The sequence below is a fragment of the Glutamicibacter sp. MOO4 genome (assembly GCF_056934395.1).
Window position 1 is genome coordinate 226,050 of record NZ_CM167800.1, and the last position, 25,337, is coordinate 251,386.

Annotated in this window: 24 protein-coding genes and 1 tRNA gene; 22 read left to right on the top strand and 3 right to left on the bottom strand. The window is 55.6% G+C overall.

Annotated elements, in window-relative coordinates:
* Nucleotide 1: 1 nt before the first annotated feature.
* From AC1Z3F_RS01035 to ilvA, 15 genes are all read left to right on the top strand, one after another.
* Nucleotides 2–412: a cytidine deaminase gene (locus AC1Z3F_RS01035; RefSeq protein ID WP_131090201.1), complete on the top strand. Its 411-nt coding sequence runs from the start codon at nt 2–4 to the stop codon at nt 410–412.
* A gap of 41 nt (nt 413–453) precedes the next feature.
* On the top strand, nt 454–1,767 hold the full coding sequence (locus tag AC1Z3F_RS01040; protein WP_262198224.1) for a thymidine phosphorylase: 1,314 nt from the start codon (nt 454–456) through the stop codon (nt 1,765–1,767).
* Nucleotides 1,768–2,006: 239 nt separating this feature from the next.
* Nucleotides 2,007–2,681 carry a DedA family protein gene (locus AC1Z3F_RS01045; RefSeq protein WP_131090199.1) on the top strand — a complete coding sequence of 225 codons (675 nt, stop codon included), beginning with the start codon at nt 2,007–2,009 and terminating at the stop codon, nt 2,679–2,681.
* A 91-nt stretch (nt 2,682–2,772) separates the two neighbouring features.
* A complete protein-coding gene (locus AC1Z3F_RS01050) occupies nt 2,773–3,978 on the top strand; it encodes an adenosine deaminase (protein ID WP_131090198.1) in 1,206 nt (401 codons plus the stop codon).
* A 110-nt stretch (nt 3,979–4,088) separates the two neighbouring features.
* Nucleotides 4,089–4,787, top strand: coding sequence for a MazG nucleotide pyrophosphohydrolase domain-containing protein (locus AC1Z3F_RS01055; protein ID WP_483566357.1), 699 nt, complete (start codon nt 4,089–4,091; stop codon nt 4,785–4,787).
* Between the two features lie 90 nt (nt 4,788–4,877).
* On the top strand, nt 4,878–6,158 hold the full coding sequence (gene eno / locus AC1Z3F_RS01060; protein WP_131090197.1) for a phosphopyruvate hydratase: 1,281 nt from the start codon (nt 4,878–4,880) through the stop codon (nt 6,156–6,158).
* 123 nt (nt 6,159–6,281) lie between these two features.
* Nucleotides 6,282–7,133, top strand: a complete 852-nt coding sequence (locus AC1Z3F_RS01065; RefSeq protein WP_483566358.1) for an FtsB family cell division protein — start codon at nt 6,282–6,284, stop codon at nt 7,131–7,133.
* A gap of 28 nt (nt 7,134–7,161) precedes the next feature.
* Entirely contained in the window at nt 7,162–7,866 is a 705-nt protein-coding gene (locus AC1Z3F_RS01070; RefSeq protein ID WP_483566359.1) for a DUF501 domain-containing protein, read from the top strand.
* The gene (locus AC1Z3F_RS01075) at nt 7,866–8,804 is read left to right on the top strand and encodes a Ppx/GppA phosphatase family protein (RefSeq protein ID WP_483566360.1); all 939 of its coding nucleotides are present in this window, start codon (nt 7,866–7,868) and stop codon (nt 8,802–8,804) included. Before AC1Z3F_RS01070 ends, AC1Z3F_RS01075 begins: the two co-directional genes overlap by 1 nt.
* A gap of 154 nt (nt 8,805–8,958) precedes the next feature.
* On the top strand, nt 8,959–10,395 hold the full coding sequence (locus AC1Z3F_RS01080; protein ID WP_444614608.1) for a S8 family serine peptidase: 1,437 nt from the start codon (nt 8,959–8,961) through the stop codon (nt 10,393–10,395).
* A 181-nt stretch (nt 10,396–10,576) separates the two neighbouring features.
* Nucleotides 10,577–11,944 carry an NAD(P)/FAD-dependent oxidoreductase gene (locus AC1Z3F_RS01085; RefSeq protein WP_131090194.1) on the top strand — a complete coding sequence of 456 codons (1,368 nt, stop codon included), beginning with the start codon at nt 10,577–10,579 and terminating at the stop codon, nt 11,942–11,944.
* Nucleotides 11,945–12,060: 116 nt separating this feature from the next.
* A tRNA-Leu gene (locus AC1Z3F_RS01090) sits at nt 12,061–12,145 on the top strand.
* Between the two features lie 331 nt (nt 12,146–12,476).
* Entirely contained in the window at nt 12,477–13,283 is an 807-nt protein-coding gene (locus AC1Z3F_RS01095; RefSeq protein ID WP_444614609.1) for a Bax inhibitor-1/YccA family protein, read from the top strand.
* Between the two features lie 232 nt (nt 13,284–13,515).
* Nucleotides 13,516–14,706, top strand: a complete 1,191-nt coding sequence (locus tag AC1Z3F_RS01100) for an AI-2E family transporter (RefSeq protein ID WP_483566361.1) — start codon at nt 13,516–13,518, stop codon at nt 14,704–14,706.
* Nucleotides 14,707–14,709: 3 nt separating this feature from the next.
* Entirely contained in the window at nt 14,710–15,981 is a 1,272-nt protein-coding gene (gene ilvA / locus AC1Z3F_RS01105) for a threonine ammonia-lyase (RefSeq protein ID WP_131090191.1), read from the top strand.
* 76 nt (nt 15,982–16,057) lie between these two features.
* Here ilvA and greA read toward each other — a convergent pair whose 3' ends face one another.
* The gene (gene greA, locus AC1Z3F_RS01110; RefSeq protein ID WP_131090190.1) at nt 16,058–16,555 is read right to left on the bottom strand and encodes a transcription elongation factor GreA; all 498 of its coding nucleotides are present in this window, start codon (nt 16,553–16,555) and stop codon (nt 16,058–16,060) included.
* A 289-nt stretch (nt 16,556–16,844) separates the two neighbouring features.
* Complete coding sequence (locus AC1Z3F_RS01115; RefSeq protein WP_483566362.1) at nt 16,845–17,264, bottom strand: DUF4307 domain-containing protein; 420 nt, start codon at nt 17,262–17,264, stop codon at nt 16,845–16,847.
* 243 nt (nt 17,265–17,507) lie between these two features.
* Here AC1Z3F_RS01115 and mca point away from each other — a divergent pair, with 243 nt between their 5' ends.
* The 5 genes from mca to phoH2 all read left to right on the top strand — a co-directional run bounded on the left by mca (nt 17,508) and on the right by phoH2 (nt 23,324).
* Entirely contained in the window at nt 17,508–18,374 is an 867-nt protein-coding gene (gene mca / locus AC1Z3F_RS01120; RefSeq protein ID WP_131090376.1) for a mycothiol conjugate amidase Mca, read from the top strand.
* A 43-nt stretch (nt 18,375–18,417) separates the two neighbouring features.
* The gene (locus AC1Z3F_RS01125) at nt 18,418–18,699 is read left to right on the top strand and encodes a hypothetical protein (RefSeq protein ID WP_131090188.1); all 282 of its coding nucleotides are present in this window, start codon (nt 18,418–18,420) and stop codon (nt 18,697–18,699) included.
* Nucleotides 18,700–18,732: 33 nt separating this feature from the next.
* On the top strand, nt 18,733–20,847 hold the full coding sequence (locus tag AC1Z3F_RS01130; RefSeq protein WP_483566363.1) for a thioredoxin domain-containing protein: 2,115 nt from the start codon (nt 18,733–18,735) through the stop codon (nt 20,845–20,847).
* A gap of 124 nt (nt 20,848–20,971) precedes the next feature.
* On the top strand, nt 20,972–21,733 hold the full coding sequence (locus AC1Z3F_RS01135) for an isoprenyl transferase (RefSeq protein WP_131090375.1): 762 nt from the start codon (nt 20,972–20,974) through the stop codon (nt 21,731–21,733).
* A 274-nt stretch (nt 21,734–22,007) separates the two neighbouring features.
* Complete coding sequence (phoH2, locus tag AC1Z3F_RS01140; RefSeq protein WP_483566364.1) at nt 22,008–23,324, top strand: RNA 5'-3' helicase PhoH2; 1,317 nt, start codon at nt 22,008–22,010, stop codon at nt 23,322–23,324.
* 102 nt (nt 23,325–23,426) lie between these two features.
* On the opposite strand, the gene AC1Z3F_RS01145 is transcribed toward phoH2, so the two are convergent.
* The gene (locus AC1Z3F_RS01145) at nt 23,427–24,212 is read right to left on the bottom strand and encodes a hypothetical protein (RefSeq protein WP_483566365.1); all 786 of its coding nucleotides are present in this window, start codon (nt 24,210–24,212) and stop codon (nt 23,427–23,429) included.
* 83 nt (nt 24,213–24,295) lie between these two features.
* On the opposite strand from AC1Z3F_RS01145, the gene AC1Z3F_RS01150 reads away from it, so the two are divergent.
* Nucleotides 24,296–24,799 (top strand): prepilin peptidase, encoded by a 504-nt coding sequence (locus AC1Z3F_RS01150; protein WP_483566366.1) that lies wholly within the window; start codon nt 24,296–24,298, stop codon nt 24,797–24,799.
* A gap of 4 nt (nt 24,800–24,803) precedes the next feature.
* Nucleotides 24,804–25,268, top strand: a complete 465-nt coding sequence (locus AC1Z3F_RS01155) for an NUDIX hydrolase (RefSeq protein ID WP_483566368.1) — start codon at nt 24,804–24,806, stop codon at nt 25,266–25,268.
* Nucleotides 25,269–25,337: the final 69 nt, after the last annotated feature.

The following is a 25,337-nucleotide window of genomic DNA, read 5'->3' on the forward strand; positions in this document are numbered from 1 at the left end:
CATGAATACCAACACCGCGCCGTGGTCGCAGCTTGAAGCTGCCGCCGCGGCCGCGCTGTCTCAGGCCTACGCACCCTACTCCAAGTTCCGGGTAGGGTCCGCGGCTTTGACCAGCGACGGCCGCACAATCTCCGGATGCAACGTCGAAAACGCCGCCTACGGTGTCACCCTGTGCGCCGAATGCGCCATGGTCGGACAGCTCTTTGCTACCGGCGGCGGCACCTTGGAATACTTCGTTTGCTTCGGCCAACTCGAAGAGAACCAACTGGAACTTATCACCCCCTGCGGGCGCTGCCGCCAAATCCTCTTTGAACACCGAGGGGCAGATCTAAAGATCAAAACTGCCCGCGGCATCGTGGGGATTGAAGATCTATTGCCTGATGCCTTCGGGCCGCAAAACCTCAACGTGTAACACCGGTTTACCGGTGAACTCCAGAACGAAAGGTGCCAACGATGGCTACCGAAAAATTCAGTGCAGTTGAAGTCATTCGTGCCAAGCGCGACGGCGGAGAACTGAGCAACGAAATGATTGACTGGACCATCGACGCTTATACCCGCGGGGTCATTGCTGAAGAGCAGATGTCCGCGTTGAATATGGCGATCTTTTTCCAGGGCATGAACCGTAGCGAGATTTCCCGCTGGACCACCGCTATGATCAACTCCGGTGAGCGCATGGACTTCTCCACCTTGGCTGATCCTCAGGGCAAAAAACTCGCAACCACCGACAAGCATTCCACCGGCGGCGTGGGAGATAAGATCACCTTGCCGCTAGCGCCATTGGTGGCAAGCTTTGGTGTTGCCGTGCCACAGCTTTCGGGCCGCGGTCTGGGTCATACCGGTGGCACCTTGGACAAGCTTGAAGCGATTCCCGGATGGCGTGCAAACCTATCCAATGAAGAACTCTTCTCCCAGCTTTCCACCGTGGGTGCGGTGATCTGTGCTGCCGGTGCTGGCTTGGCGCCGGCAGATAAGAAGCTCTACGCACTGCGCGACGTCACCGCAACCGTCGAAGCAATCCCGCTGATCGCCTCGTCAATCATGAGCAAGAAGATCGCCGAAGGTACCGGCTCTCTCGTTCTGGACGTGAAGGTTGGCTCCGGCGCGTTCATGAAGGACGAATCCATGGCCCGCGAACTCGCCGAGACCATGGTCAACCTTGGCACCGACGCCGGAGTGAACACCGTCGCCTTGCTGACCAATATGGAAACTCCGCTGGGCCTCACCGCAGGTAATGCGATCGAGGTCGAAGAGTCCGTTGAGGTGCTCGCCGGTGGGGGACCAGAAGACGTTATTGAGCTGACCGTTGCCTTGGCCGTCGAAATGCTGGCTGGTGCCGGCATTCATGATGTTGATGTGCGTGCAGCGCTGAACAATGGACAGGCCATGGACAGCTGGCGTGCCATGATCGCGGCTCAAGGTGGCGATCCGGATGCAAAACTGCCAGTGGCTAAGGAATCGCACACCGTCGTAGCTCCGGCCGAAGGTGTATTGATCAAACTTGATGCCATGGACATTGGTTTGGCCGCGTGGACTTTGGGTGCAGGCCGTGCCCGTAAGGAAGACAGCGTTCAGGCCGGCGCAGGCGTGCGTATGCACGTGAAGCCCGGAGCCATGGTTCGTCGTGGGGAGCCCATCGCGACCCTGCTGACCGACACACCAGAAAAGATGGCACGTGCTATCGAACTAGTTGAGCACGCCATCATGATCGGCGCCAAGGACGACCGCCCGGATATGCGTCTGATTATGGATCGTATTGCTGCTAGGTAACTGGCTTGAATCATCGAAGGGTCGAAAAACGTCAAAGACGTTTTTCGGCCCTACTTTTTGCGCATGGGTTGGGAACCATTTTGAGGTACCGAATCGTTGACCCATTAGCTCCTACCTGGGTAGTGGGTAGAAGAAGTCCACATTGACGCAACAGTATGATGCGAACCAGCAGACTCTCGAGCGAAAATGAAGTAGTGGACAACGCTGTAAGCGTTTCGGGAAAGAAGATGTAAGTACGTATGGAACTAGTCAATGAGGCCATTACGCAGGCTGCCAGTGCATGGTGGGTTCTGCCGCTCTTATTTCTGTTCTGCCTTATTGACGCGTTTTTCCCCATCGTTCCCAGCGAATCTTTCCTCGTCTCACTGGCCGTAGTTGGTATCCACTCCGGCACACCTAACCTCATTCTTGTTGGTGTCCTCGGCGCTGCCGGTGCACTGTTGGGGGACCAGATCACCTTTGCGATCGGTCGAAAGATCGGTTCTCGTCGATTTAGCTGGATGCGCGGACGACGTGCTCAACGGGTACTTCACTACGCTGAGAAGAAGTTAGAGACTTCCGGAGCATTGCTGATCTTCACCGCCCGCTACATTCCAGTGGGACGTGTGGCGGTGAACCTCACCGCCGGGGCCACCGGATACAGCCATAAGCGCTTCACGCTCTTTGACACCATCGGGGTGCTGACCTGGGCCACCTACTCGGTGAGCATCGGTGCTCTGGCTGGCAACTGGATGCATGATAATAAGCTGCTCGGCATCGCAATCTCGATTGTGATTGCCGTGGTACTTGGATTCATCATTGATCGGATTGTCAGTTGGGCGCTTGATCGCTATCACCGGCGTGCTGAGCTGGCCAAGGAGCACCGTGAACAAGTTGAACGTGAGACCGTCCCACCAACCACCGACGAGGGTTAACCTGCAGTATTGAGCAGGGTCACATTGTGGCTCGAAGATCTTTACCTGCTGGAACTGTCAGTTCACGGGAATAGCGACTAGGCTCAGTGGTGTGACTGAAGAATTGATTCATACTGATTATGATCCTGCGTTCGACTTCCGGGATCTGCCTAAAGTTTCGCTACACGACCACCTTGATGGCGGATTGCGACCTCAAACGATCATCGAACTGGCCGCTGAGGTAAACCACAAACTGCCTGAGACCGAAGCTGAAGCTTTGGGCGATTGGTTCCGTGAATCGGCCGACTCCGGCTCTCTGCCACGTTACTTGGAAACTTTCGAGCACACCCTTGCAGTGATGCAGACCAGTGACGCACTGATCCGCGTAGCCCGCGAGTTTGTTGAAGACCTCGCAGAAGACGGCGTGATCTACGGCGAAGTTCGCTACGCACCAGAGCAGCACCTGCGCGAAGGCCTGAGCCTGGATGACGTTGTTGACGCCGTTCAAGAAGGTCTGGACCAAGCCTGTGAAGTGCTGAACGCCCAAGGCCACCCAATGCAGGTTGGCCAAGTACTTAGCGCCATGCGCCAAAGTGATCAGAGCGTGGAAATCGCCAAGCTGGCGCTGCGCCACCGCGGCCACGGAGTTGTCGCCTTTGACATCGCCGGCCCGGAAGATGGCTTCCCGCCATCACGCCTAAAGGAAGCTTTCGACCTGTTGGCCGAAAACCTGTTCCCAACCACCGTTCACGCTGGCGAGGCCGCAGGCCTAGATTCCATCAAGGAAGCAATCTTGATCGGTCGCGCTCAGCGCTTGGGACACGGTGTTCGAGTTGCTGAAGACATCGAAATTGAATTCGGCGCCATCGATGAAAACGGTGAAGAGCTCAGTGATGACACCGGTTTGGTTTCGCTGGGTCCAGTGGCAAACTGGGTACGCGAACGCGGTATCCCACTAGAAATCTGCCCATCGTCTAACCTGCAAACCGGCGCCACCGCCAAGTTCGGTGAGGGTATTCGTAACCACCCGATCGATCTGTTGGTCCAGACTGGTTTTAACGTCACCATCTCACCAGATAACCGACTGATGTCCGGCACCAGCCTGTCCGACGAATTTGAGCTACTGGTCGAAGGCTTCGACTACGACCTCGAAGACCTGTTGGACCTGACGCTCAATGCTGCAGAAGCCGCCTTTGTCCCATTGGAAATGCGTGAGTTGCTTGTTGAATACATCAACGACTACTACGACAATCTGTTGGAAGACGACGACGTGCAGGGCGAATTCGACGAAGACGAATACGAAAACGTCGCCGACTAATAAGCGTCAGTCGCTAGAACGTTGATGCTGAAGGCCAGTTCCTCCTTGATCGGAGGAGCTGGTCTTTTGTTTTGCCTTGGGCGGTGCCAGACTTCGCTAGCATGGTCATTATGGCGCAGAAGCAGACACCGACGCAACAGTTGATTCAGACGATAAACATCTTGCGTGAAAAATGCGCTTGGACCGCAGCATTGACCCACGAGTCCCTGCGCACCTACCTCATTGAGGAAAGCTACGAGGTTCTTGATGCCATCTCCGAAAACAATCCGGAGCTGCTCAAAGAGGAACTAGGCGATCTTTACTTCCAAGTGTTACTGCATGCACTGATTGAAGACGAGCAGGGCAACTTCGGGATAGAAGACATTTCACAAACACTCAATGAAAAATTGTTGCGTCGAAACCAACATGTTTTTGATGCTGATGGCGAAGTTCGCCATTTCATTACCGATGATGTTGACGAGATTATTCGCGTCTGGGACGCAGCCAAACAAGCCGAGCGACAAGGCAAGCCGAAGGCACGCAAAAGCGCTGGCCTCCCTGCTGGATTGCCGTCCCTCACACTGGCCCAAAAGCTACTGGACAGGCATACCAGAGCGGGCTCTGACAAGGTCGATGATCAGTTAGTCAGCCATTCGGTAAGGGAACGAATTACTGATGAAGACACCCTGGCCGCCGAGCTGCTGGCGCTGACGGCAAGGGCAGAAGAACTGGGCCTAGATGCCGAATCTGTTCTGCGCGTAACGCTATCGAAACGCTACGGTTCTGAAATCGACGCCACGATATCGCCTAAATCACCTTCGAAGCGCTAGGCTAGAGACTGGCAAAGGCGCCGACGGTCTTTTCAGCGACTGCTGGCTGACCTTCCTTAGACCACACCTTTCTACAAGGAGCCCATACTCATGGCATTGATTGACGCCATCCACGCGCGCGAAATTCTTGATTCCCGCGGCAACCCAACCGTTGAGGTTGAGGTTCTGCTTTCCGACGGTTCGCACGGCCGTGCAGCAGTTCCATCCGGTGCTTCCACCGGTCAGTTCGAAGCAGTTGAGCGTCGCGACGGTGACAAGGATCGTTACCTGGGCAAGGGTGTTCTCGGAGCAGTAGAGTCCGTCATCGACGAGATCGCTGACGAACTTGAAGGCCTCGACGCAACCGATCAGCGCGCGATCGACCAGGCAATGCTTGAACTGGACGGAACCAGCAACAAGGGCAAGCTTGGCGCAAACGCTATCTTGGGCGTTTCGCTGGCAGTTGCTAACGCAGCAGCAGTGAGCTCCAACCTTCCTCTGTACAAGTACCTGGGCGGCCCGAACGCACACGTACTTCCAGTTCCACTGATGAACATCCTCAACGGTGGCTCCCACGCCGACTCCGATGTGGACATCCAGGAATTCATGATTGTTCCTTTGGGCGCACCAACCTTCTCCGAAGGTCTGCGTTGGGGCGTTGAGGTTTACCACAACCTCAAGTCCGTACTGAAGGAAAAGAACCTGTCCACCGGTCTGGGCGATGAGGGCGGCTTCGCTCCTAACCTGCCAAGCAACCGTGCTGCACTGGAACTGATCACCGAAGCTATCACCCGCGCTGGCTACACCCCAGGTGAGCAGATCGCTTTGGCTTTGGACGTTGCTTCCTCTGAGTTCTTCGAGAACGGTGCATACCAGTTCGAAGGCAAGGCACTGTCCGCTCAGGAGATGAGCGATTACTACGCTGAGCTCGTTGCCGACTTCCCATTGGTTTCCATCGAGGATCCACTGGACGAGAACGACTGGGACGGCTGGAAGACCCTTACCGATGCAATCGGTGACAAGGTTCAGCTGGTTGGTGACGACCTGTTCGTAACCAACCCAGAGCGTCTTGCCGACGGCATTGCCAAGGGCACCGCTAACTCGCTGCTGGTGAAGGTCAACCAGATTGGTTCCCTGACCGAAACCATCGACGCTGTCACCATGGCTCAGCGCGCTGGTTATACCACCATCACCTCGCACCGCTCGGGTGAAACCGAAGACGTCACCATCGCTGACATCTGTGTTGCAACCAACGCAGGTCAGATCAAGACCGGTGCACCAGCTCGTTCCGAGCGCGTAGCTAAGTACAACCAGCTGCTGCGCATCGAGGAAGACTTGGGCGCTTCAGCTGTTTACGCTGGACGCAATGCGTTCCCGCGTTTCAACAGCTAATTAACATTTAAAGCGAATAAGCTCGTCGGTAGTGGATACCGGCGAGCTTTTCGTTATTTAATGGATATATGTGCCGTTTCCACGGCAGTACTGTACGAAAGCACGATGGGAAATTGGGGGAGTATGGCACAGCGACCGCCACGCATGCCTCGGCGTAATACTCCGGAACCGGTAGAGCAGTCTGATAACATTCCTGCTCAGACGCCTGAGGATTCCGGCTTAGATTCAATGGCTGAACCACCCACCGATGCGTTGCACGTAGTTGCTCCTGTGACTCCAGCCAAAAGAGCTCCAGCGGTGTCGCGTCCTAAGTCTGCTTCAGGTGCCAGCAACAAGGCGGCTTCAACAGCTCCAAAATCTGCACCAAAGCATGAGCAGAGCGAAGATGAAGCGTCAGATGCGTCACCTCGTTCCAAAAAATTTGCTGGCAACGAGTCGTCAAAATCTAAGTTGCCTCTGGTTGAGCGTGCCAAGGAAAAGCAGAACGAACGCCGTCGCGATGACCGGATGAAGTTCTCGGCCGCGGTACGCCGTAAACCAGGTGAAAAACCTGTCACCGACAAGCCAGTCCCAGAAGGTGAACCGGTAGCAGCACACCGTTTTTCCGGGCGTATCGCTGCTTTGCTTGTGGTCCTTGCCTTCTTCGCTGTGATGCTGGTGCCAACGGTAAATTACTACCGGAAGCAAATGGCTGAACTCAACGAGCTCAACGCTTCCATCGAGTCCCTTGAAGCTCAGCGTGATGACCTCAAAGCCGAAATCGCGCGCTGGGATGATCCGCTGTACATCAAGCAGCAAGCGCGCGAGCGGATAAACTTGGTCATGCCTGGCGAAAAGCTGTACATGGTTGTGGGCGATCGCCCGGAAGATGACGACACCGCAGCTGAGGGCAATGGCAGCACCTTTGAGGTGCGCCAAGAACTTCCTTGGGTTGATGCATTGCTTGACTCGGTACGTCGTTCCGCCACTGACTAACCACTTTGACTGAAGAGAACTAAGACCCGTGACTGAACAGCCAATCCGCGAAGCCCTTGACGCTGCCGGACGAGTACCAAGTGAATCCGACCTGGAGACGCTCTCCCGCCAGCTGAACCGACCAGTGCGCGACGTCGTGGAAATCGGCGCTCGTTGCGTCTGCGGAAACCCGTTGGTTGCCACCACCGCACCTCGGCTTTCCTCGGGAATCCCATTCCCAACCACGTACTACCTGGCACATCCAGTGATCACCGCGGCGGTCTCCCGTCTAGAAGCCGCCGGGTTGATGAACGAGATGAACGAAAAGCTCGGTGAAGACTCGGCGCTGGCTGCGGCCTACGTACAAGCTCACGAATCTTACCTAGCTAACCGTGCTGCCATTGGTGAGCGTTCGGGCACCGGAGCGGTTCCCGAAATTGATGGCGTTTCCGCCGGTGGCATGCCCACTCGTGTGAAATGCCTGCACGTTTTGGTAGGACACTCACTGGCCGCGGGCGAAGGCGTGAACCCACTGGGTGATGAAGCGCTGAACGGCATTGCCGAGTGGTGGACCAAGGACAAGTGCTACTGCGTTGGCGCATGGGATACCGAGTCTGAGGCACCAAGCCACGACCGTTCCCGCCATGTTAAGACCCAAGAGATGCAGGACCCTGCAGCTAAGCGTGCACAGCGCGCCGCTAAGCGTGCTGAACGTGAAGCCGCTGAACGCGCCGCCGCCGGAGATGACGCGTAATGCGCGTTGCCGGAATCGACTGCGGAACCAATTCCATCCGCTTGCTCATTGCTGATGTGCACCATGAAAGCACCGGAACCACGCTTGTAGATGTTGTGCGCACCATGCGTGTTGTCCGTCTAGGACAGGGCGTGGATGCCACCGGTGCCTTTGCTCCTGAGGCACTCGAACGTACCTTTGCTGCCGCCCGCGAATACAAAGCGATGTGCGATGAGCATCAGGTTCAGGCCATTCGTTTTGTGGCGACCTCGGCAGCCCGTGATGTTTCAAACCGCGATGTTTTTTCCGAAGAAATTACCCGTATCCTCGGTGTTGCGCCCGAGGTAATCGGTGGAGATGAAGAAGCCTCGCTATCCTTCAACGGTGCTGCTTCGGTGCGTGCCGGTCAAAGTGGAAAGAGCTTGGTCATTGATCTGGGCGGTGGATCCACCGAATTTGTTGTAGGGGATTCGACTGGTCCCTTGGCAGCCAAGAGCTTGGACATGGGTTGTGTTCGAGTCACCGAACGGTTCCAAGAAGTAGGGCTAGATTCCCCTGCAGCAATTGACTTCATGGACACCAAGCTGAGTACCCTCAACGGCCAGGTGGATGTTTCGCAGATTGATGCTGTGATCATGGTTGCCGGAACTTTCACTACCCTGACAGCACAGGCGCTGGGTCTAAAAAAGTATGAATCTGAAAAGATTCATGGCGCAGAACTCAGCTTCGACCAGATGCGTGCTGCAACCCAAGACATGCTGTCGTACTCGCGCGAAGAACGTGAAGCGCTAGGCTTTATGCACCCCGGGCGAGTAGATGTTATTCAGGCCGGCGCGGCCATCGTAGAGCGCATCCTTCATTACTTGGAAACGACCAGCGGCAATCGCCCGATGCGACTAATTGCATCGGAACACGATATTCTCGACGGCATCGCTGCTACAGCAGCATCCAACGCCTAATCCGCAATTTCGGAACCGACCAAGGAGAGATCTCTTGAGCTCAACTCTGCGCGCCAAGAACAATGCGAGCCTGAAAAAATGCGGCTCCGCACTTGTCGTTGCGATACTCACTTTAGCTATGCTCACCGGGCTCACCCCAGCTCACGCTGATGACATGCGAGATTCTGAGTACTGGTTGAATTCGCTTGGAGTGAATGACGCGCAACAGACCACCAAGGGTGAGGGCGTCAAGGTTGCCGTGATTGACACAGGCATCGATACCTCGCATACGGACCTCAAGGGGGCCGTCGCCGGGGGAGTGGACATGTCGGGCGCTGGCGACGAAAAAGGCAACAAGCCAATTGGCGTCATGAGTGAACACGCCACCCTTGTCGCGACCCTGCTTGCCGGACGCGGCAACAACAAAAGCGAGATCACCAAGGTCAAGTCCGAAAACGAACGCCTCAAAGCAGCGTGGGAAAAATCTAAGAAGTCTGCCGAAGACGAGAACAAAAAGCGCCTAGACGAGGCCAAAGACGACGAAAAAGACGACGTCGAAAAGGTTGAAATCCCCAAAGAGCCTGAGTATGAAGAGGTTCCGAAACCAAGCGGCGGCAGCGACGGTGTACTGGGTGTAGCCCCGGAATCGAAGCTACTGTCCGTTTCGCTGTGGATGGGTGAAGGCAACCCTGCCAACATCCCAGTCGAAGAGCAGATTCCACGCGCTGTGAAGTGGGCAGTTGATAACGGGGCCAAGGTCATCAACATGTCTTTGGGCTCGACTAGTCCAGCCTGGCCCGAAAGTTGGGACGATGCGTTCAAATACGCTGAAGACCACGACGTTGTTATTGTGGCCGCCGCCGGTAACCGTTCCGGTGGCATGAGCCAGGTAGGTGCGCCTGCGACAATTCCGGGTGTGCTCACCGTGGCCGGTGTGGATGAAAGCGGCAAAGCGTCCCAGGATTCTTCCACTGAAGGCATCTCCATCGGTGTAGCGGCTCCTGCCGAACAGCTGGTGGGTGGCCTGCCAGATAATGGTTACGCTCGCTGGTCTGGTACCTCCGGTGCAGCTCCGCTGGTTGCCGGAGTGGCAGCCCTGATCCGCTCAAAGTACCCAGATATGAAGGCTCCGGATGTCATTAACCGGATCCTGAAGACTGCACGGGATACTGGAGCCCCTGGGGTGGACAACCTGTATGGCTACGGAATCATCAATGCCAATGCGGCAGTGAACAACAATGTGCCTTCGGTATCCGAAAATCCACTGGGCACCATTGAAGAATGGATTCGAGTGCATCGCCGCAACGCGTCGGACACCACCGAGGCTCCAGCACCTGGCGTCTCAATGGAAAAGTCCGCGCTTAAGCAGGTAGCCGCTCCGACTCCGATTCAGCCCGAGCAATCTACTCCGATTTTGCAGCCACTGATAATCATCGGTGGTGCGGCATTACTGGTTCTGGTGATCCTGGCTGGCGGGATTCAAACCTTGCTCCGTAAACGCCGCGAACGATATACCGAAAGTGCAGCTTCGGCATCGCTGAGCTCCTTGAAGGTTGGTAAGTCTGCAGGGGATCACGATCTTTTTGATGACATCCCCGAAGACGAAAAATAGCAGAGATTAAAAAATGGGAACGAATCCTCGCGGTTTCGTTCCCATTTTCTGTTGTGGTTTGGACACAGATTTGCTGGCTGAAGTACTCGAAGGCAAGTTCATGAAGTAAGCGTGACGCATCTGACGGAAATAGCTAGTGAATGTTTTCACTAACTCGGAATATCCGCGTAGAATCAAGAGTATGTCGATCATCGAATCCTCCCAGAAGCGTCCACGCATTCTTGTCGTCGGCGGTGGCTACGTTGGCCTTTACGTCGCGATGAAACTGCAGAAGAAGGTCAAGGCCCACGGCGGTATCGTTACCGTTGTTGACCCGAACCCATACATGACTTACCAGCCATTCTTGCCAGAAGTTGCCGGTGGCAATATCGAAGCACGCCACGTTGTGGTTTCGCACCGCCAGCACCTGAAGCACTCCGAACTTGTTAACGGTCGCGTGCTGAGCATCGACCACGCCAACAAGAAGGCAGTAGTTGCTCCAGTCAACGGCGAGCAGTTTGAGCTGGAATACACCGACGTTGTTATGTCGGCTGGCGCCGTCACTCGTACCTTCCCAATCACCGGTCTTGCTGAGACCGGCATTGGTCTGAAGACCATCGAAGAGGCTGTCGCACTGCGCAACAAGGTTGCCGAGCGCATCGAGTCCGCTTCGAACATGACTGACCCAGTAGCCCGCAAGCGCGCACTGACTTTCGTTGTTGTTGGTGGCGGCTTCGCAGGTATCGAAACCATTGCCGAGCTTGAAGATATGGCTCGCGACCTGATCAAGCTCAACGACCGCGTTGACCAGAAGGAAGCTCGCTTCGTTCTTGTTGAGGCCATGGGTCGCATCATGCCAGAAGTTACCGAAGAGCAGGCTGAGTGGGTTGTTGAACACCTGCGTAGCCGCGGCGTAGAGGTACTGCTGAACACCTCGCTGAACAGCGCAGTGGACGGCAACCTTGAGCTGATCAACATGGGCGACAAGTCCTCCGCTGGCGAATTCGGCGCTGACACCCTGATTTGGTGTGCCGGTGTTATGGCTAACCCAATGGTTCGCTCCACCGACTTCCCAATCGAGCAGCGCGGCCGCATCGAGACCCGCACCGACCTGCGCGTCAAGGATGCCAACGGCGATCCACTGGAAGGTGCCTGGGCAGCTGGCGATATCTCGGCAGTCAAGGACGTCACCGGCGGCCTGCCAGACGGAACCTGCGTTCCTAACGCTCAGCACGCCGTACGTCAGGCAAAGCTGTTGGCAAAGAACCTTTATGCTGCTCGCTACGGCGTTGGCACCATCAAGGAATACAAGCACTCAAACCTCGGCGCAGTTGCTGGCTTCGGTCGCAACAAGGGTGTTGCCAAGGTTGTTGGCATCAAGCTCAAGGGCTGGCCAGCATGGATGGCTCACCGCGGTTACCACGGTATGGCCATGCCAACCTTCGAGCGCAAGTTCCGCGTTGTCGGCGACTGGCTAGTTGCAATCTTCTTCAAGCGCGACGGCCTGCAGCTGAACAACCTTGAAGCACCACGCACTGCTTTCGAAGAGTCGGCTAAGCCAAAGAAGTAAGCTTCAGACTTAGCTGATCGACTACGTTGCGAGGGGCCGAATATTCGGCCCCTCGCGCACGTGCGATTTGTGGATTTTATATTTGCTTTCGAGATCACGTAAGATTTGAGAGTCTTGCCCCCATGGTGGAATTGGCATACACGGCTGACTTAAAATCAGCTGCCGAAAGGCTTGCGAGTTCGAGTCTCGCTGGGGGCACCACACAATAAGACCGCTACATCCTTGTAAACACAGGGCAGTAGCGGTCTTTGCTGTTTCCAGAGACAGGTAAGTGGGCGCAATGTGAGCACAGTGTGAGCACACTCGGTTCGCGAATCTTCCCGTGCGGCCTCGCAGTACTATTTCATGGACCGTTTGATGGTTGTTTGTTAGAACCTTCAAGAATATCGCTCAGAGAGTAGTTTTTCCGCGAGAAAACAGCCAATATCATCCTTCCGACTGAGCCATTTCACAGTAATGCTCAATAGGATTGACAGCAACGAACTCTCGCTTTCTGCGAGTCTGCACAATCGCAACCTATGGGGGAATGACGTTGAGCAACCCGGTATTTGGTTCAAAGAGCCAATCTGACGCTTGGGGAACCAAGCCTGGAAGTCCTGTTGGCTTCCGTGACAATGCAAATATGAGTGCCAATCAGCTGCAAGATATGTACCAGCAGCCTGCGGCGACCAGTGCTGATACTGGTCGAATGACTATCGGCGACACCATCAACAAGACCATCTTCTGTCTCGCACTTGTTGTCATCGGTGCAGCAGCCGGTTGGATCATGCCAGCGCTCATGCTGCCAGGTGCCCTCGTAGGTTTTGTTCTTGGTCTGGTTAACATCTTCAAGAAGCGCCCATCGCCAGTGCTGATTCTTTTGTACTCGGCTGCTCAGGGTCTGTTCCTTGGTGGACTATCTAGCGTTCTGGAACACCGTCCGGGTATGGAAGGCATTGCCATCCAGGCTGTCTTGGCAACGATCTGCGTTGCCGGTGTCACCTTGGCGCTGTACCGCTCAGGTAAGTACCGTATGACTCCAAAGCTGAACAAGATCTTCATGGTCGGCATGATCGGTCTTATCGTCTTCTCGCTGCTGAACATGGTTCTCTCGATGACCGGTGTTGTTGACGGAATGTTCGGCATGCGCAGTGGCGTACTTGGTCTAGTCATCGGTGTTGTCGCCGTCTTGCTGGCGACCTACGCACTGGTTTCTGACTTCACCATGATCGAGGAACTGTCCAACCAGGGTGCTCCAGCCATCATGTCTTGGCGAGGTGCTTTCGGCCTGACGATGACCCTCATCTGGCTCTACACCGAGATTCTGCGCATTCTGGCCATCTTGCGTGGCGACGATTAACCAAATTGAATCCGAATTCAAGGACCAGTGCCCAAATCGGGCACTGGTCCTTGTTTTTTGTCACAATTCCGACATGGATCAAGAAGCTAGGTTTTAAACGCGGTAGCGTAGACGCATGAAGAGTAGCCGGTTGGAACGTTTACGACGCATACGCGTCTCCCTTCCGGGTAGGATCGCAGAAAAAACTGCAGAGCCCCGCGCTGAAACTGTAGATTTTAAGAGCGCTGAAGATATGCCGTATGCCGTACGTTTGGCAGCGAGCTGGGCTTGGCGCTTCTTGATCATTGTGGCGGCACTCGGTGTGCTTGTCTGGGCGCTTTCGAAGATCTCACTGCTAGTGATTCCCGTCCTTGTCGCTGCCCTTCTATCCGGCCTACTTTCGCCGGTGGTCAATGCGTTGAACCGACGAATGGCAGTACCGCGTGGACTAGCCGTGGGCATTACGCTCATTGGCTTCCTAGCCTTGGTGATCGCCGGGCTATCCATGGCCGGACAGAAACTGACCTCTGGCTTTAACGCCCTGTGGAGCCAAGCCCTATTTGGTATCGAGCAGGTCCAAGACTGGCTGTTTAACGGTCCGCTGAAGCTGACCAACGCAGACCTGCAGAGCGTCATCGATGACATGATCGCCCAGCTGCGCGGCAACGCTACCAACATCCTGAGTGAAGCTTTGGGTTGGACATCTTTCATTGGCCAATTCCTCACCGGAACCTTGCTGGCACTCTTTGTGCTGATTTTCTTACTACTCGACGGCCGGAAAATCGGTCTGTTCCTGATCAACCTTTTGCCACGACGCGCTCGTCCAGCCATGGACGGAGCGCTGACCCGCGGATGGGCATCTTTGGTCAGTTACGTACGAGTGCAAATGCTCGTGGCGCTCATCGACGCCATCGGTATTGGGCTCGGTGCGTTGTTCCTTGGCGTTCCGCTCGCATTGCCACTGGGCGTACTGGTCTTCATCGGATCCTTTATCCCGGTAGTTGGTGCACTGATTACCGGCGCCTTGGCAGTGCTGCTGGCCCTGGTAGCCAACGGCTGGGTGAACGCACTGATCATGCTCGCGGTGGTCCTGCTAGTACAGCAGGCTGAGTCCAACGTTCTGCAGCCATTGATCATGGGCAAGGCAGTAAGCCTGCATCCACTGGCAGTTGTGCTGGCAGTAGCCGGCGGCACCATGCTGGCCGGAATCCCCGGTGCGCTCTTCGCAGTACCGCTGTTGGCTGTAGTCAACGCCGTCGTCAAATACCTTTCGGCCAGAGCTTGGGAGAGTGATCCGATAGTGCTAGAGCACTATGGAATTCAACCCATAACCGAGCCACCAGCACAAGATGCAGCAGCGACTCCACCGCCAAAGCCTGCGTCAACCCAACCACCAACTTCGCCGGAGACCCGGCATCCTGAGCAGACATCAGACGAGGACTAAGCCATGACCACAGAAACTAAGTTGCCAATCACCCTGGCCGACATCGAGTCCGCTGCCCAGGTCTTGAAGCCAGTTATTGCTTTGACCCCTGTGGAGCATTCCAGGGTACTGTCCCAGCACATTGGTGCCGAAGTCTTCCTCAAATGCGAAAACATGCAGCGTGCCGGATCCTTCAAGGTGCGAGGCGCCTACGTTCGCATGTCCAAACTCAGCGATGAAGAGAAAGCACGCGGTGTTGTCGCAGCTTCCGCCGGTAACCACGCCCAAGGCGTAGCGCAGGCCGCCAGCCAGCTGGGTATCAAGGCTCGTATCTACATGCCTCGTGGAGTTGCACTGCCCAAGCTCACCGCCACTCGCGATCACGGTGCGGAAGTAGTGCTCTTTGGAGACACCGTGGACCAAGCACTGGCCGAAGCCCAGCGCTTCGCCGATAAATCAGGCGCAGTATTTGTTCACCCCTTTGACCACCCGGACATCATCGCCGGCCAGGGAACCATCGGCCTGGAGCTACTAGAACAACTTCCAGAAGTGGAAACGGTTCTTATGGGCGTCGGCGGTGGCGGTCTGCTTGCCGGTGTAGCCATTGCGTTGAAGGAAAAAGCGCGAGAACTGGGACGAACCATCAAGGTGATTGGTGTGCAGGCAGAAAATGCTGCAGCCTACCCACCGTCACTGGCAGCTGACGCATTAGTTCCGCTGGATACCGTGCACACTATCGCTGACGGCATTGCAGTGGGCAAGCCAGGGCAACTGCCGTTCACCATCATCAAGGAACTTGTTGATGATGTGGTGACAGTATCTGAGGACGCACTAGCTCGCGCCTTGGTGGTCCTGTTAGAACGCAACAAGCTGGTGGTTGAACCAGCTGGTGCCGTGGGTGTTGCCGCGCTGCTGGAGAACCGTCTGGAAGAACATGGAATCAATCCAGCGACCACCGCGGTGATCCTCTCGGGCGGCAACATCGATCCGTTGCTGATGCTCAAGGTTATTCAGCGTGGTCTGTCGGCGGCCGGGCGATTCTTGACCGTGCGAATGATGCTTCCGGATCGTCCCGGCGCGCTGGCTCAGATCTCGCGCATCATCGCTGAATCAGATGCCAACGTGACGCGCCTGGACCACACCCGTATCGGTGGCTCGTTGTCCATGGGCGACGTGGCCATCACCATTGATCTGGAAACCAAGGGACACGAACATTCCAAGGCAGTGCTCAATAATCTTCGTGCCGAGGGATTTGATCCACAGATCACTAACAACGCTGGCGGATCGGTCGGCTAGTCTCAACGCATAAAAGTCCACGGGCCGCTAACTCAATTGAGTTAGCGGCCCGTGGACTTTGCGCTTATTAGCTTTATTAGGAAGCTTGGTAAGGCTTAGCCGAGATGATTTCGACCTTGATGTCTCGGCCGTTTGGAGCCACGTAGGAAAGCTTGTCGCCAACCTTGGCGCCGTGAACGGCTACGCCGATAGGCGACTGCTCCGAGTAAACTTCCAGATCGGTGTCGCCAGCAACTTCGCGGGAACCGAAGAGGAATGAGGTCTCGTCACCAGCGATGTTGGCAACAACCATCATGCCTGGTTCAACGATGCCATCATCGGCAGGTGCTTCGCCAACGTTGGCGCGACGCAGTAGGTCCTTGAGGTACAGGATGCGGGCTTCGGCCTTACCCTGCTCTTCACGAGCGGCGTGGTAGCCACCGTTCTCCTTGAGGTCACCTTCGGAACGGGCCTGCTCGATACGCGCAACGATCTCGGCGCGTCCCGGGCCGGAGAGGAAGGTCAATTCGGTCTGGAGGCGGTCGAAGGCTTCCTGAGTCAGCCAAACGACAGGTTCGTTGCTGTTGGTGCTCACGTTGTACTTCCTTTGGTCAGTTAGGACTTCGCGGCGGCCATTGGGGCTCAAAGAGCCACAAAAGCCGAACGCCACCAGTGCGGTGGCGTCGACGAAGTCGAATTCGGTACGGTTTTGCGGGCTTGCGTTGTTCTAGCGTTGCAAGCAAAGACCCCGCCAGCTACATGAAACAGTTCGAAGCTGACTCATTCACCGATGCGGGGCAAAACGTATCTTTTCAACGATAGTAGTCGCCAAAACGCTTTAAGCCCAATAGGTTCAGCTATTAGGGAATGAACTGGCAGAAATATTAACCCTTGAAGTTCTGCGGAACCTTGTAGCAGGATTCAACACCGGATGTCACCGCAAGGTTGTCGGTATGAAGGTCAACATCAATTTGTTGTTTGATCACGCCTGACTGCTCGCCTGGATCAAGCAACACGGTCTTGTAACCGACAACGGCTTTGGACTCGTTCATGGCCCGGATATCACACTGGACACGATCTTTGGAGTTGTACTCAACGATGATGCTGCTCTTGGCCAAGGTTGGAGAAACAACCTCAAAGTTCACGTCCTGAGCCGTGATGGCACTGTAGTTATTGAACCCGACGTATGCAGCGCCAACAACACCAATGCTCAGCGCAGCGCCAATAAGCCAGTTACGTGCTCGTTTGCTGAGGTTGCGTTTCTTGGGGTTGTTGTAGCGAGCCGTTAAGCTTGGATCAGACATTGCTTGTCTTGCACCACTCTCTATATGCCTTGGCGGCATTTGAACAGGGAATGCCGTATGTTGGTTCCTTCGACAAGTTTACCGCCTGAGCTGAATCGGGAATAACCGGCAGTCGAGTATCAGTTGTCATGAGTGGTGGACAGTCATCAATATTTTCGACTGTGCAGCATAGTGACGAAGGAAAGTAGATAAGTGGAGATTCACAACGTGAAGAAAATTGCCCCATCGCAGGGTTTGCGTCTCATGGCGATTCACGCGCACCCGGATGATGAATCTTCGAAGGGCGCTGCCACCATGGCTGCCTACGTTGACGCCGGCGCTGAGGTCATGGTCGTTTCCTGCACAGGCGGCGAACGTGGCGACATTCTTAATGCAGCTGCAGGCGAGTTGGCTCACGCGCACCGCGATCTACCAGGGGTTCGCCGTACCGAGATGGCAGAAGCCGCTTCGGTGCTGGGCATTAAGCACCGCTGGCTCGGCTACGTTGACTCTGGCCTGCCTGAAGGTGACCCGCTACCGGAACTTCCTTTTGGCGCTTTTGCGCTACAACCAGTGGAGGTGGCTGCCGCTGGCATCATTAAGCTGATCCGCGAATTCCGTCCACATGTCATCACTACTTATGACGAAAACGGTGGCTACCCTCACCCGGATCACATCCACAGCCACAAGGTGGCAACCTTCGCATTTGAGCATGCTGATAACCCAGAGATGTACCCAGAACTGGGGGAGCCATGGTCGGTAGGCAAGCTGTACTACGACCGTGCTTTTGCACCGGACCGTTTCCGCGCATTGCACTACGCGATGGTCGAGGCCGGCATCGAGTCCCCGTACGCAGAACGTGTTGCGCAGTGGGAAACCGATGAAGATAACCAGATGTTCCAGTGGGTTTCACCACATACGACCACTACTCAGATTCACTGCGCAGACTTTTTCTCGCAGCGTGATCAAGCGTTGCTGGCTCACCGAACCCAGATTGACCCGGAGGGTTTCTTCTTCGCGGTCCCTGAACATGTGTACGCAGAGCGCTGGCCGTGGGAGGATTACACCTTGATCTCTTCGAAGGTGGCTACCGAGTTGCCCGAGTCGGACCTGTTTGCCGGACTAAGATAGCACTAAGCACTTCCCAGTTGTAGAAAAGAGTTGTCCGTATATCGTGAATACGATTTTCGCGTCCTTCGCAGTAGCCTCCGAGACCACCAAATTGGGCACGGAGACCAGTAGCGACTACGGTCCCGGATTCCTTGGATTTATTTTCACCGCGGTCATGGTCATCGCAGTGATTTTCCTGATCCGTGACATGGTTCGCCGTGTTCGCCGGGTGCGCTACACCTCGGAAGCTGAAGCCAAGCAGCAGGAAATGGTTACCAAGGGCAACGAACGCAAACTTCAGGAGCCTGAAGAGCCGATCGACCCTAAGACCAGCGAAGAGCGGTAAACAGTTGTGTGAGCTGCGCGATAGCATTATTGCGTGGCTCAACGACTCGCTGGCGCTGCCAGCCAATATCTTAGACAACATGCGCATCAACTAGTGGACTGGTTCCCTTATGGGGACGAAGCCTTTGAACAGGCTCGGTTGCGCGATGTACCAGTGATGCTCTCCATCGGTTATGCCGCGTGCCACTGGTGCCATGTGATGAGCCACGAATCTTTTGACGATCCCCAAATCGCTGAATTACTCAACGAAAATTTTGTGGCCATCAAGGTGGACCGTGAAGAGCACCCCTTGGTGGATGACACGTATATGATGGCCACCCAAGCGCTCACCGGTGCTGGTGGCTGGCCTATGACCATCTTCGCTATGCCTGATGGACGCGCGGTGCACGCTGGGACTTATTACCCAGCACAGCAGCGCGGCAAAACTCCTGGCTTCAGGCAAGTACTTGATGCTGTGCACCAAGCGTGGGAATTCAAGCGCGAGGGCTTAGAAGAACAAGCCCAGATGCTCGCGGATCACCTAGCTGAACTTGGTACCCGGCAGAGTGCGTTGCTGTCCTTAGAATCTGCAGAACCAGCGGCGCAGGCACTGAGCACTGCCACCGAACGCTGGCTGGCTGCAACAAAGCCTGAAGGCGGATTTACGCCTGCGCCTAAGTTCCCTCCCACCTGGGCTTTGAAGACCATGTGGCGTTCGGTCTTTACCCGTCCAGACACCGCCGAAGACGCCTTTGGCGCCGTAGCAACTCACCTTGAAGCAATTTTCTTGGGCGGATTACAAGACCATATTGATGGCGGATTCGCCCGGTACTGTGTGGATGAAAATTGGTCGGTCCCACACTTTGAAAAGATGCTCTACGACAATGCTGGCTTGCTTTCGTTAGCTGCGCGCAGCGCGGTGCTGGCCAAAGAAGTTGCCTCGAATACGCAGCGCGAATCGGCCCCTCGTGCACAAGCGCTAGCAACACTGGCGGCAAGCAGCGCGCGGGGAATTATCACGTTCCTCAAGGAAGAACTGCTGGTAGATTCCACTTCAGCACCGGCCTTTGCCGCCTCACTGGACGCGGATTCCACCCGAGATGGCGCCCAAGTTGAAGGCGCTTACTACAGCTATAGCCGCGAAGAGATCAACAGCGTCACTTCATCGCTGACGCAGGTTTTGCCTCAGGGGCTGATCCGTTTTGCGCCTATCGCCGAGGACGCCGAGCACTTCTGCTTCTCCTTCGCCAGAATGCCAAAGCCTGGCGAGCAAGCTGTGATCACCGAGCTGATAACTGCCCTACGCAATATGCGCACCTCACGCATCAGGCCGGTCCGCGATGAGAAAATCATCGCTGGCTGGAACGGGCTAGCCATTCAAGCATTGTGCGATGCCGCCGTACTGCTTGATAATTCAGAAGCATTAGAACTGGCCAAGCAAGTTGGAAATAGTGTGTGGCAAACACAATGGGATTCGTCCACCCAACGTCTAGCGCGGGTAAGTTTTGCTTCGCGTGCGGCCACCGGCAACGAAGCAACGCTGCAAGACTATGCCGCTCTAGCTGTTGGTTTCTTGGCCTTGGGACAAGCCACGGAAGATGACCAGTGGTCCGAACGAGCGGGACAGCTGTTAGTACGGGCTAAGGATTTTGTGGATCCGGAATCTGGAGTGCCACGCGACAGCGTTCAAGCTGATGAGCGCATTACCGCGCAACGCAGTGATGTTGCTTCCGTGAGCGTGCTCGACGATGCGTTGCCAGCAGCCGGAGCGCTTTATGCCAAGGCGTTATCTATGCATGCAATTAGGGCCATGGCCAAGGGCGAATACTCCCAAACCCATGCAGAAGAACTAGAAAGCGCACGCAAGCTAAGCGCCCACGCTGCAGCGTTGGCTGCTGACGCGCCTACCCAGGTAGCTACCGCCCTGGAAGTCCAGAACATCATCTCTAGCACCGTGCACTACGTGGGACTCTCCGACTGGGAAGGTCCTCAAGCTGCGCAAGTGCGCAATATCGCCTGGGCCCTAGACCTCAATGCCCATCACGATCCGCAGCTCGCCGGTTCAGGCTCAACACTGAAGATTCAACCCTGCCGTGAAGAACTGTGCCAAATGCCGGTTGAATCCATTGAAGATCTACTGGAGCTGCTGCGCGTGAGCCACAACAACTAGGCGAAAAAACGGTGAGCGAGTAGTGTCTTTGGACTGCTGGGATTGCAAGATCCGCAAAGCAACGAGTGATTCGCGGTAGATTTAGAACCTAGACTTTTTGAATCGATTGAAAGGCAGTGCCACGGTGCAGCTTCCCAACCTTGCGTATCGTTACTACGAACGGCGCTTGGCGAAGTCACTGCCTGCCGACAAGCTCCCTCACCACATCGGGGTTATGGTCGATGGCAACCGGCGCTGGGCCAAGCTTGCCGGTTCGCCCACCATGGCCGGTCATCAGGCCGGAGCAGACAAGATTCTTGAATTCTTGGACTGGTGCGAAGACCTCAACATCAAGATGGTCACGCTCTACATGCTCTCCACCGACAATCTGAACCGCGAGGCCAGCGAACTGCGAGACCTCTTGGAAGTCATCGGTGGAACCCTGGATCGACTGGGCGAAACCAACCGGGTGAAAGTTCAACAGGTTGGCGCCAAGGATTTGCTGCCACCTCAATTGGCTCAGAAGCTGTCCGCCTTGGAAACCATTACCGCAAACCGTACTGGTGTCCACGTGAACGTGGCCATCGGTTATGGCGGACGCCGTGAAATCTTGGATGCTTTTAAAGAGCTCTTGGGGCAGGCCGCCCATGACGGACGCACCATCGAAGAGCTGGCAGAAAACCTGTCCACCGACGACATCGAATCGGCCCTGTATACCAAAGGGCAGCCAGACCCAGACTTGGTTATCCGCACCAGCGGTGAGCAGCGCCTGAGCGGATTCTTGACCTGGCAGAGTGCGTACTCAGAGTTCTACTTCTGCGAAGCCTTGTGGCCTGACTTCCGCCGTGTTGACTTCCTGCGAGCCTTGCGCGACTTTGCGGATCGCCAACGCCGATTCGGCGCCTAGTTTCTTTCTCGGTCTAGCGTCTCAAATCTTTGTGCAGCGCGCAGAGTTAAAATAATCGTTACCCAGCTGTTGCTTACTGGTGACCTTCACAGGTCTATGGTGTTCATAAGGCCGGGGCATCAAGCCCTAGCTGACTGAAGGGTTCCGCACTAGATGACCAAAAGCAGCGCAAGCCGGTACCACTGCCGGAAACGCCTTGGACATCCGGTGTTGGGGTTCCCCACTGACGCGTGGGGAAATTCCTCACGCCGGATTCGAGATTGGGTGCGCTGCCATGAGCCGAACTGCCGAACAAGGTGTACGAACCTACGTCATTGACACCTCGGTTTTGCTTTCAGATCCGAAAGCAATGTTCCACTTCGAAGAGCACCATGTGGTGATTCCATTAACCGTGGTCACCGAGTTGGAACAGAAACGCAAAGACCCTGAGCTGGGTTACTTTGCCCGTCAAGCCTTGCGCCTGCTTGATGATTTGATTGCCAACCACGGCGGACTCGCCCAAGCGGTTCCCGTCTCTTCTTCCGGTGGCACGCTGCGCATTGAACTAAACCATATTGCCCCTGACGTGCTTCCGGTAGGAATGCGTTCGGGAGATAACGACGCCCGTATTCTCGCCGTGGCAAAATACCTCTTGGATTCCGGTCTCGACGTTGCCCTAGTGACCAAAGATCTGCCGATGCGAATCAAAGCATCAGCCATGGGTCTGCACGCAGAGGTGTACCGAAACGAGCTGATCGCCTCCACCGGTTGGACCGGCATTGAACAGCTGGAGCTTGACGAAGAATCCATGGCGACGCTTTATGAGCACGAACAGCTCTTGAACCTTAAAGCCGTCGCTAATGCGCCGATCAATACCGGTTTTGTCATCACTTCAACGCGCGGAAGCGCCTTGGCTCGCAAGACCGACGCCACCACGTTGAAATTGGTTCGCGGAGACCAGCAAGCGTTTGGACTACATGGCCGCAGCGCAGAACAGCGCATCGCATTGGACTTGCTCATGGATCCTTCGGTGGGGATTGTATCCCTCGGTGGTAACGCCGGTACCGGTAAGTCAGCGCTGGCGCTCTGTGCCGGCATGGAGGCGGTGCTGGAGCGTCGAGAACATCGTAAGATCACGGTGTTCCGTCCGCTGTATGCCGTGGGCGGCCAGGAGCTAGGCTATTTGCCCGGTTCCGAAGGTGAGAAGATGGGCCCGTGGGCGCAAGCGGTATTCGATACTCTCGGATCAATCGTGTCAAAGAACGCCATCGATGAAGTCATGGAACGTGGCATGCTCGAGGTCCTTCCGCTCACGCACATTCGAGGCCGTTCCCTGCATGACTCTTATGTCATCGTTGATGAGGCTCAGTCACTGGAACGCAATGTGCTGCTCACGGTGCTTTCGCGCATCGGTCAGAATTCAAAAGTGGTGTTGACCCACGATGTGGCCCAGCGCGACAACCTGCATGTTGGACGACACGACGGTATCGCCGCGGTGGTGGAGCAGCTCAAGGGCCACTCGCTGTTCGGCCACGTAACGCTGACTCGATCTGAACGTTCTGCTATCGCCGCGTTGGTGACCCAAATGCTGGACTCGCCAACTCTTCCCTAACCGTCGATAGTTCTCCGGCTCCTCCTGTCCCAAAGAACAACGGGACAGGGGGAGCCCACGCTATTGCGAGCTGTGGAACGGGGTCCTTAGGGTTCGAGAACCTTAGGGATTGACGGTCGGCTGATCTAGCCAGTGAACTTTCTGGAACTGAGAATTGATGTAGTACTCGTCTTGCGCAATGACTCTAGCCGTTAGATCGGGAGCAACCGGGGCCGAACCATCCTCAGTTATTACCTTTCGCAGCAGACAAATTCCCGTGCGCTGATCTAAGACCACCAAGGTGCGGGTGTTTTCTGGCACGAGTGGGCAGTGGGCGACTGCAGGTTGATAAGTATGTCCGGCGCTGAGCACGGCGGCTAGTGCAGGGCGACCCTCATGGATCAGCTCGACGGCCTCATGGATATACGTCGGGTGATCAAAAGCCAAATCCAGCGAAGCTGGTTCAGCGCCAGCAAGTTCTACTGGATCCAGAATTGCTTGCCAGTACTCTATTGGCAGCAGCGTGCCAAACCCGGAGATTTCAGGTCGTCGAAGGACCAATTGATCTGCGGTGAACACTGGAGTGCTAAGTTCGGAAGGCAACTGCCAGGAAGCGTTGGTGGATGCCACGTACCCGCGGCTTCGTTGCGCGCTGAAAGTTTCCTTTTGGAAGAGCAGTTCGCCTTCAGCGCTGTGCACAGCGATGGCTTCGCGCCCACGGATTTTTACCGTGACGGTGCCGGCCAAATTGAGTTGCTGTTGCGCCAGCTGCGTTGGCACCTGAATTTCTAGGTTTATTGAAGTGCTCAGCCAAGGGGCCGAACGAGCCAGCGCGCGGTACCTTCGCCGGGTGGCCGAATCGGGAACCGGATGGCCGGGGAAGTAAAGCGGAGCTGATGGTACGTCCATACTTCAATTGTAGAAGTGTCCCTATTATTCACAAGGGCAATCTCCTTCTCCCACTGGGCGCAGAAGTTGCCTATGCTCTTTACATGTCAGAGATTTGGAGCGTATCCCACGAAGGACCGGTCATCGGCGTCCTAGTTGCGCTCCAGTTGCTGTGCTTTGTGATCTTTGGATTCTTGTTATCAAAGGAGGACATTTCCAGCCACCGTTTACCCAACCGGCTGGTGGGCTATTGGCTGGTAGCCAGCACCCTAGTGATCGTAGGTTTGGGCATCGCACGCGGCGATGGGTTGGGCATCGTGCAAGGGGTCCTGGGTCTGGTCTTACTTGGTGGCGCCTACCTGTTGATCAGTGTCGTGTCCTTAGGAGCAATGGGCATGGGAGATGTAAAACTTGCCGCTGTTCTCGGGATAAATCTTGGATATTATTCGTTGGCGTCCTTGTTTCTGGCCACGCTGGTAACTTTTGTGCTCTCTACGCTGTGGATTCTTGGGGGAGTGATTGCTAGAAGGCTGACCTTAAAATCAGCTGTTCCTTTCGGACCGTTCATGATCATTGGCGCCTTAGCGGTGCTGCTTGTGGCACGATGAAATTATGGCAACTCCGGAATTCATCACTAGTCTTCGTATGCATATTGGACACGAAATGCTTTGGCTCTCGGGGGTGAAAGTCGTGGTTTTCCAAGATAATAAAGTTCTGTTGGTTCGTCGCGCGGATAACGGGTTGTGGACCCTGCCAGCGGGAATCATTGACCCCGGCGAAGAACCATCGTTGACGGCTGCGCGAGAGGTTTTAGAAGAGACCGGGGTATCGTGCGAAGTTACGGATCTGATTGGTGTTGGGGTGACAGCCCCGACCGTTTATCCCAATGGGGATCACGCCCAGTATCTAGATATCGTCTTTAGAGCACGCCACGTTTCTGGACAGGCAAAAATCAACGATGATGAAAACCTTGAAGTGGGTTACTTCGACCTAGCGGACCGTCCAAAACTACCTCCACTTCACGAACGAGCCTTGGCGTGGGCGCTGGATCCGCGTCCCGGTGGTTACTTCGCGTAGAGACAAAAGAAAAGGCAGCTGGGGTGCGAACCAATAATGGTTCGCACCCCAGCTGCCTTTCGACGCTTT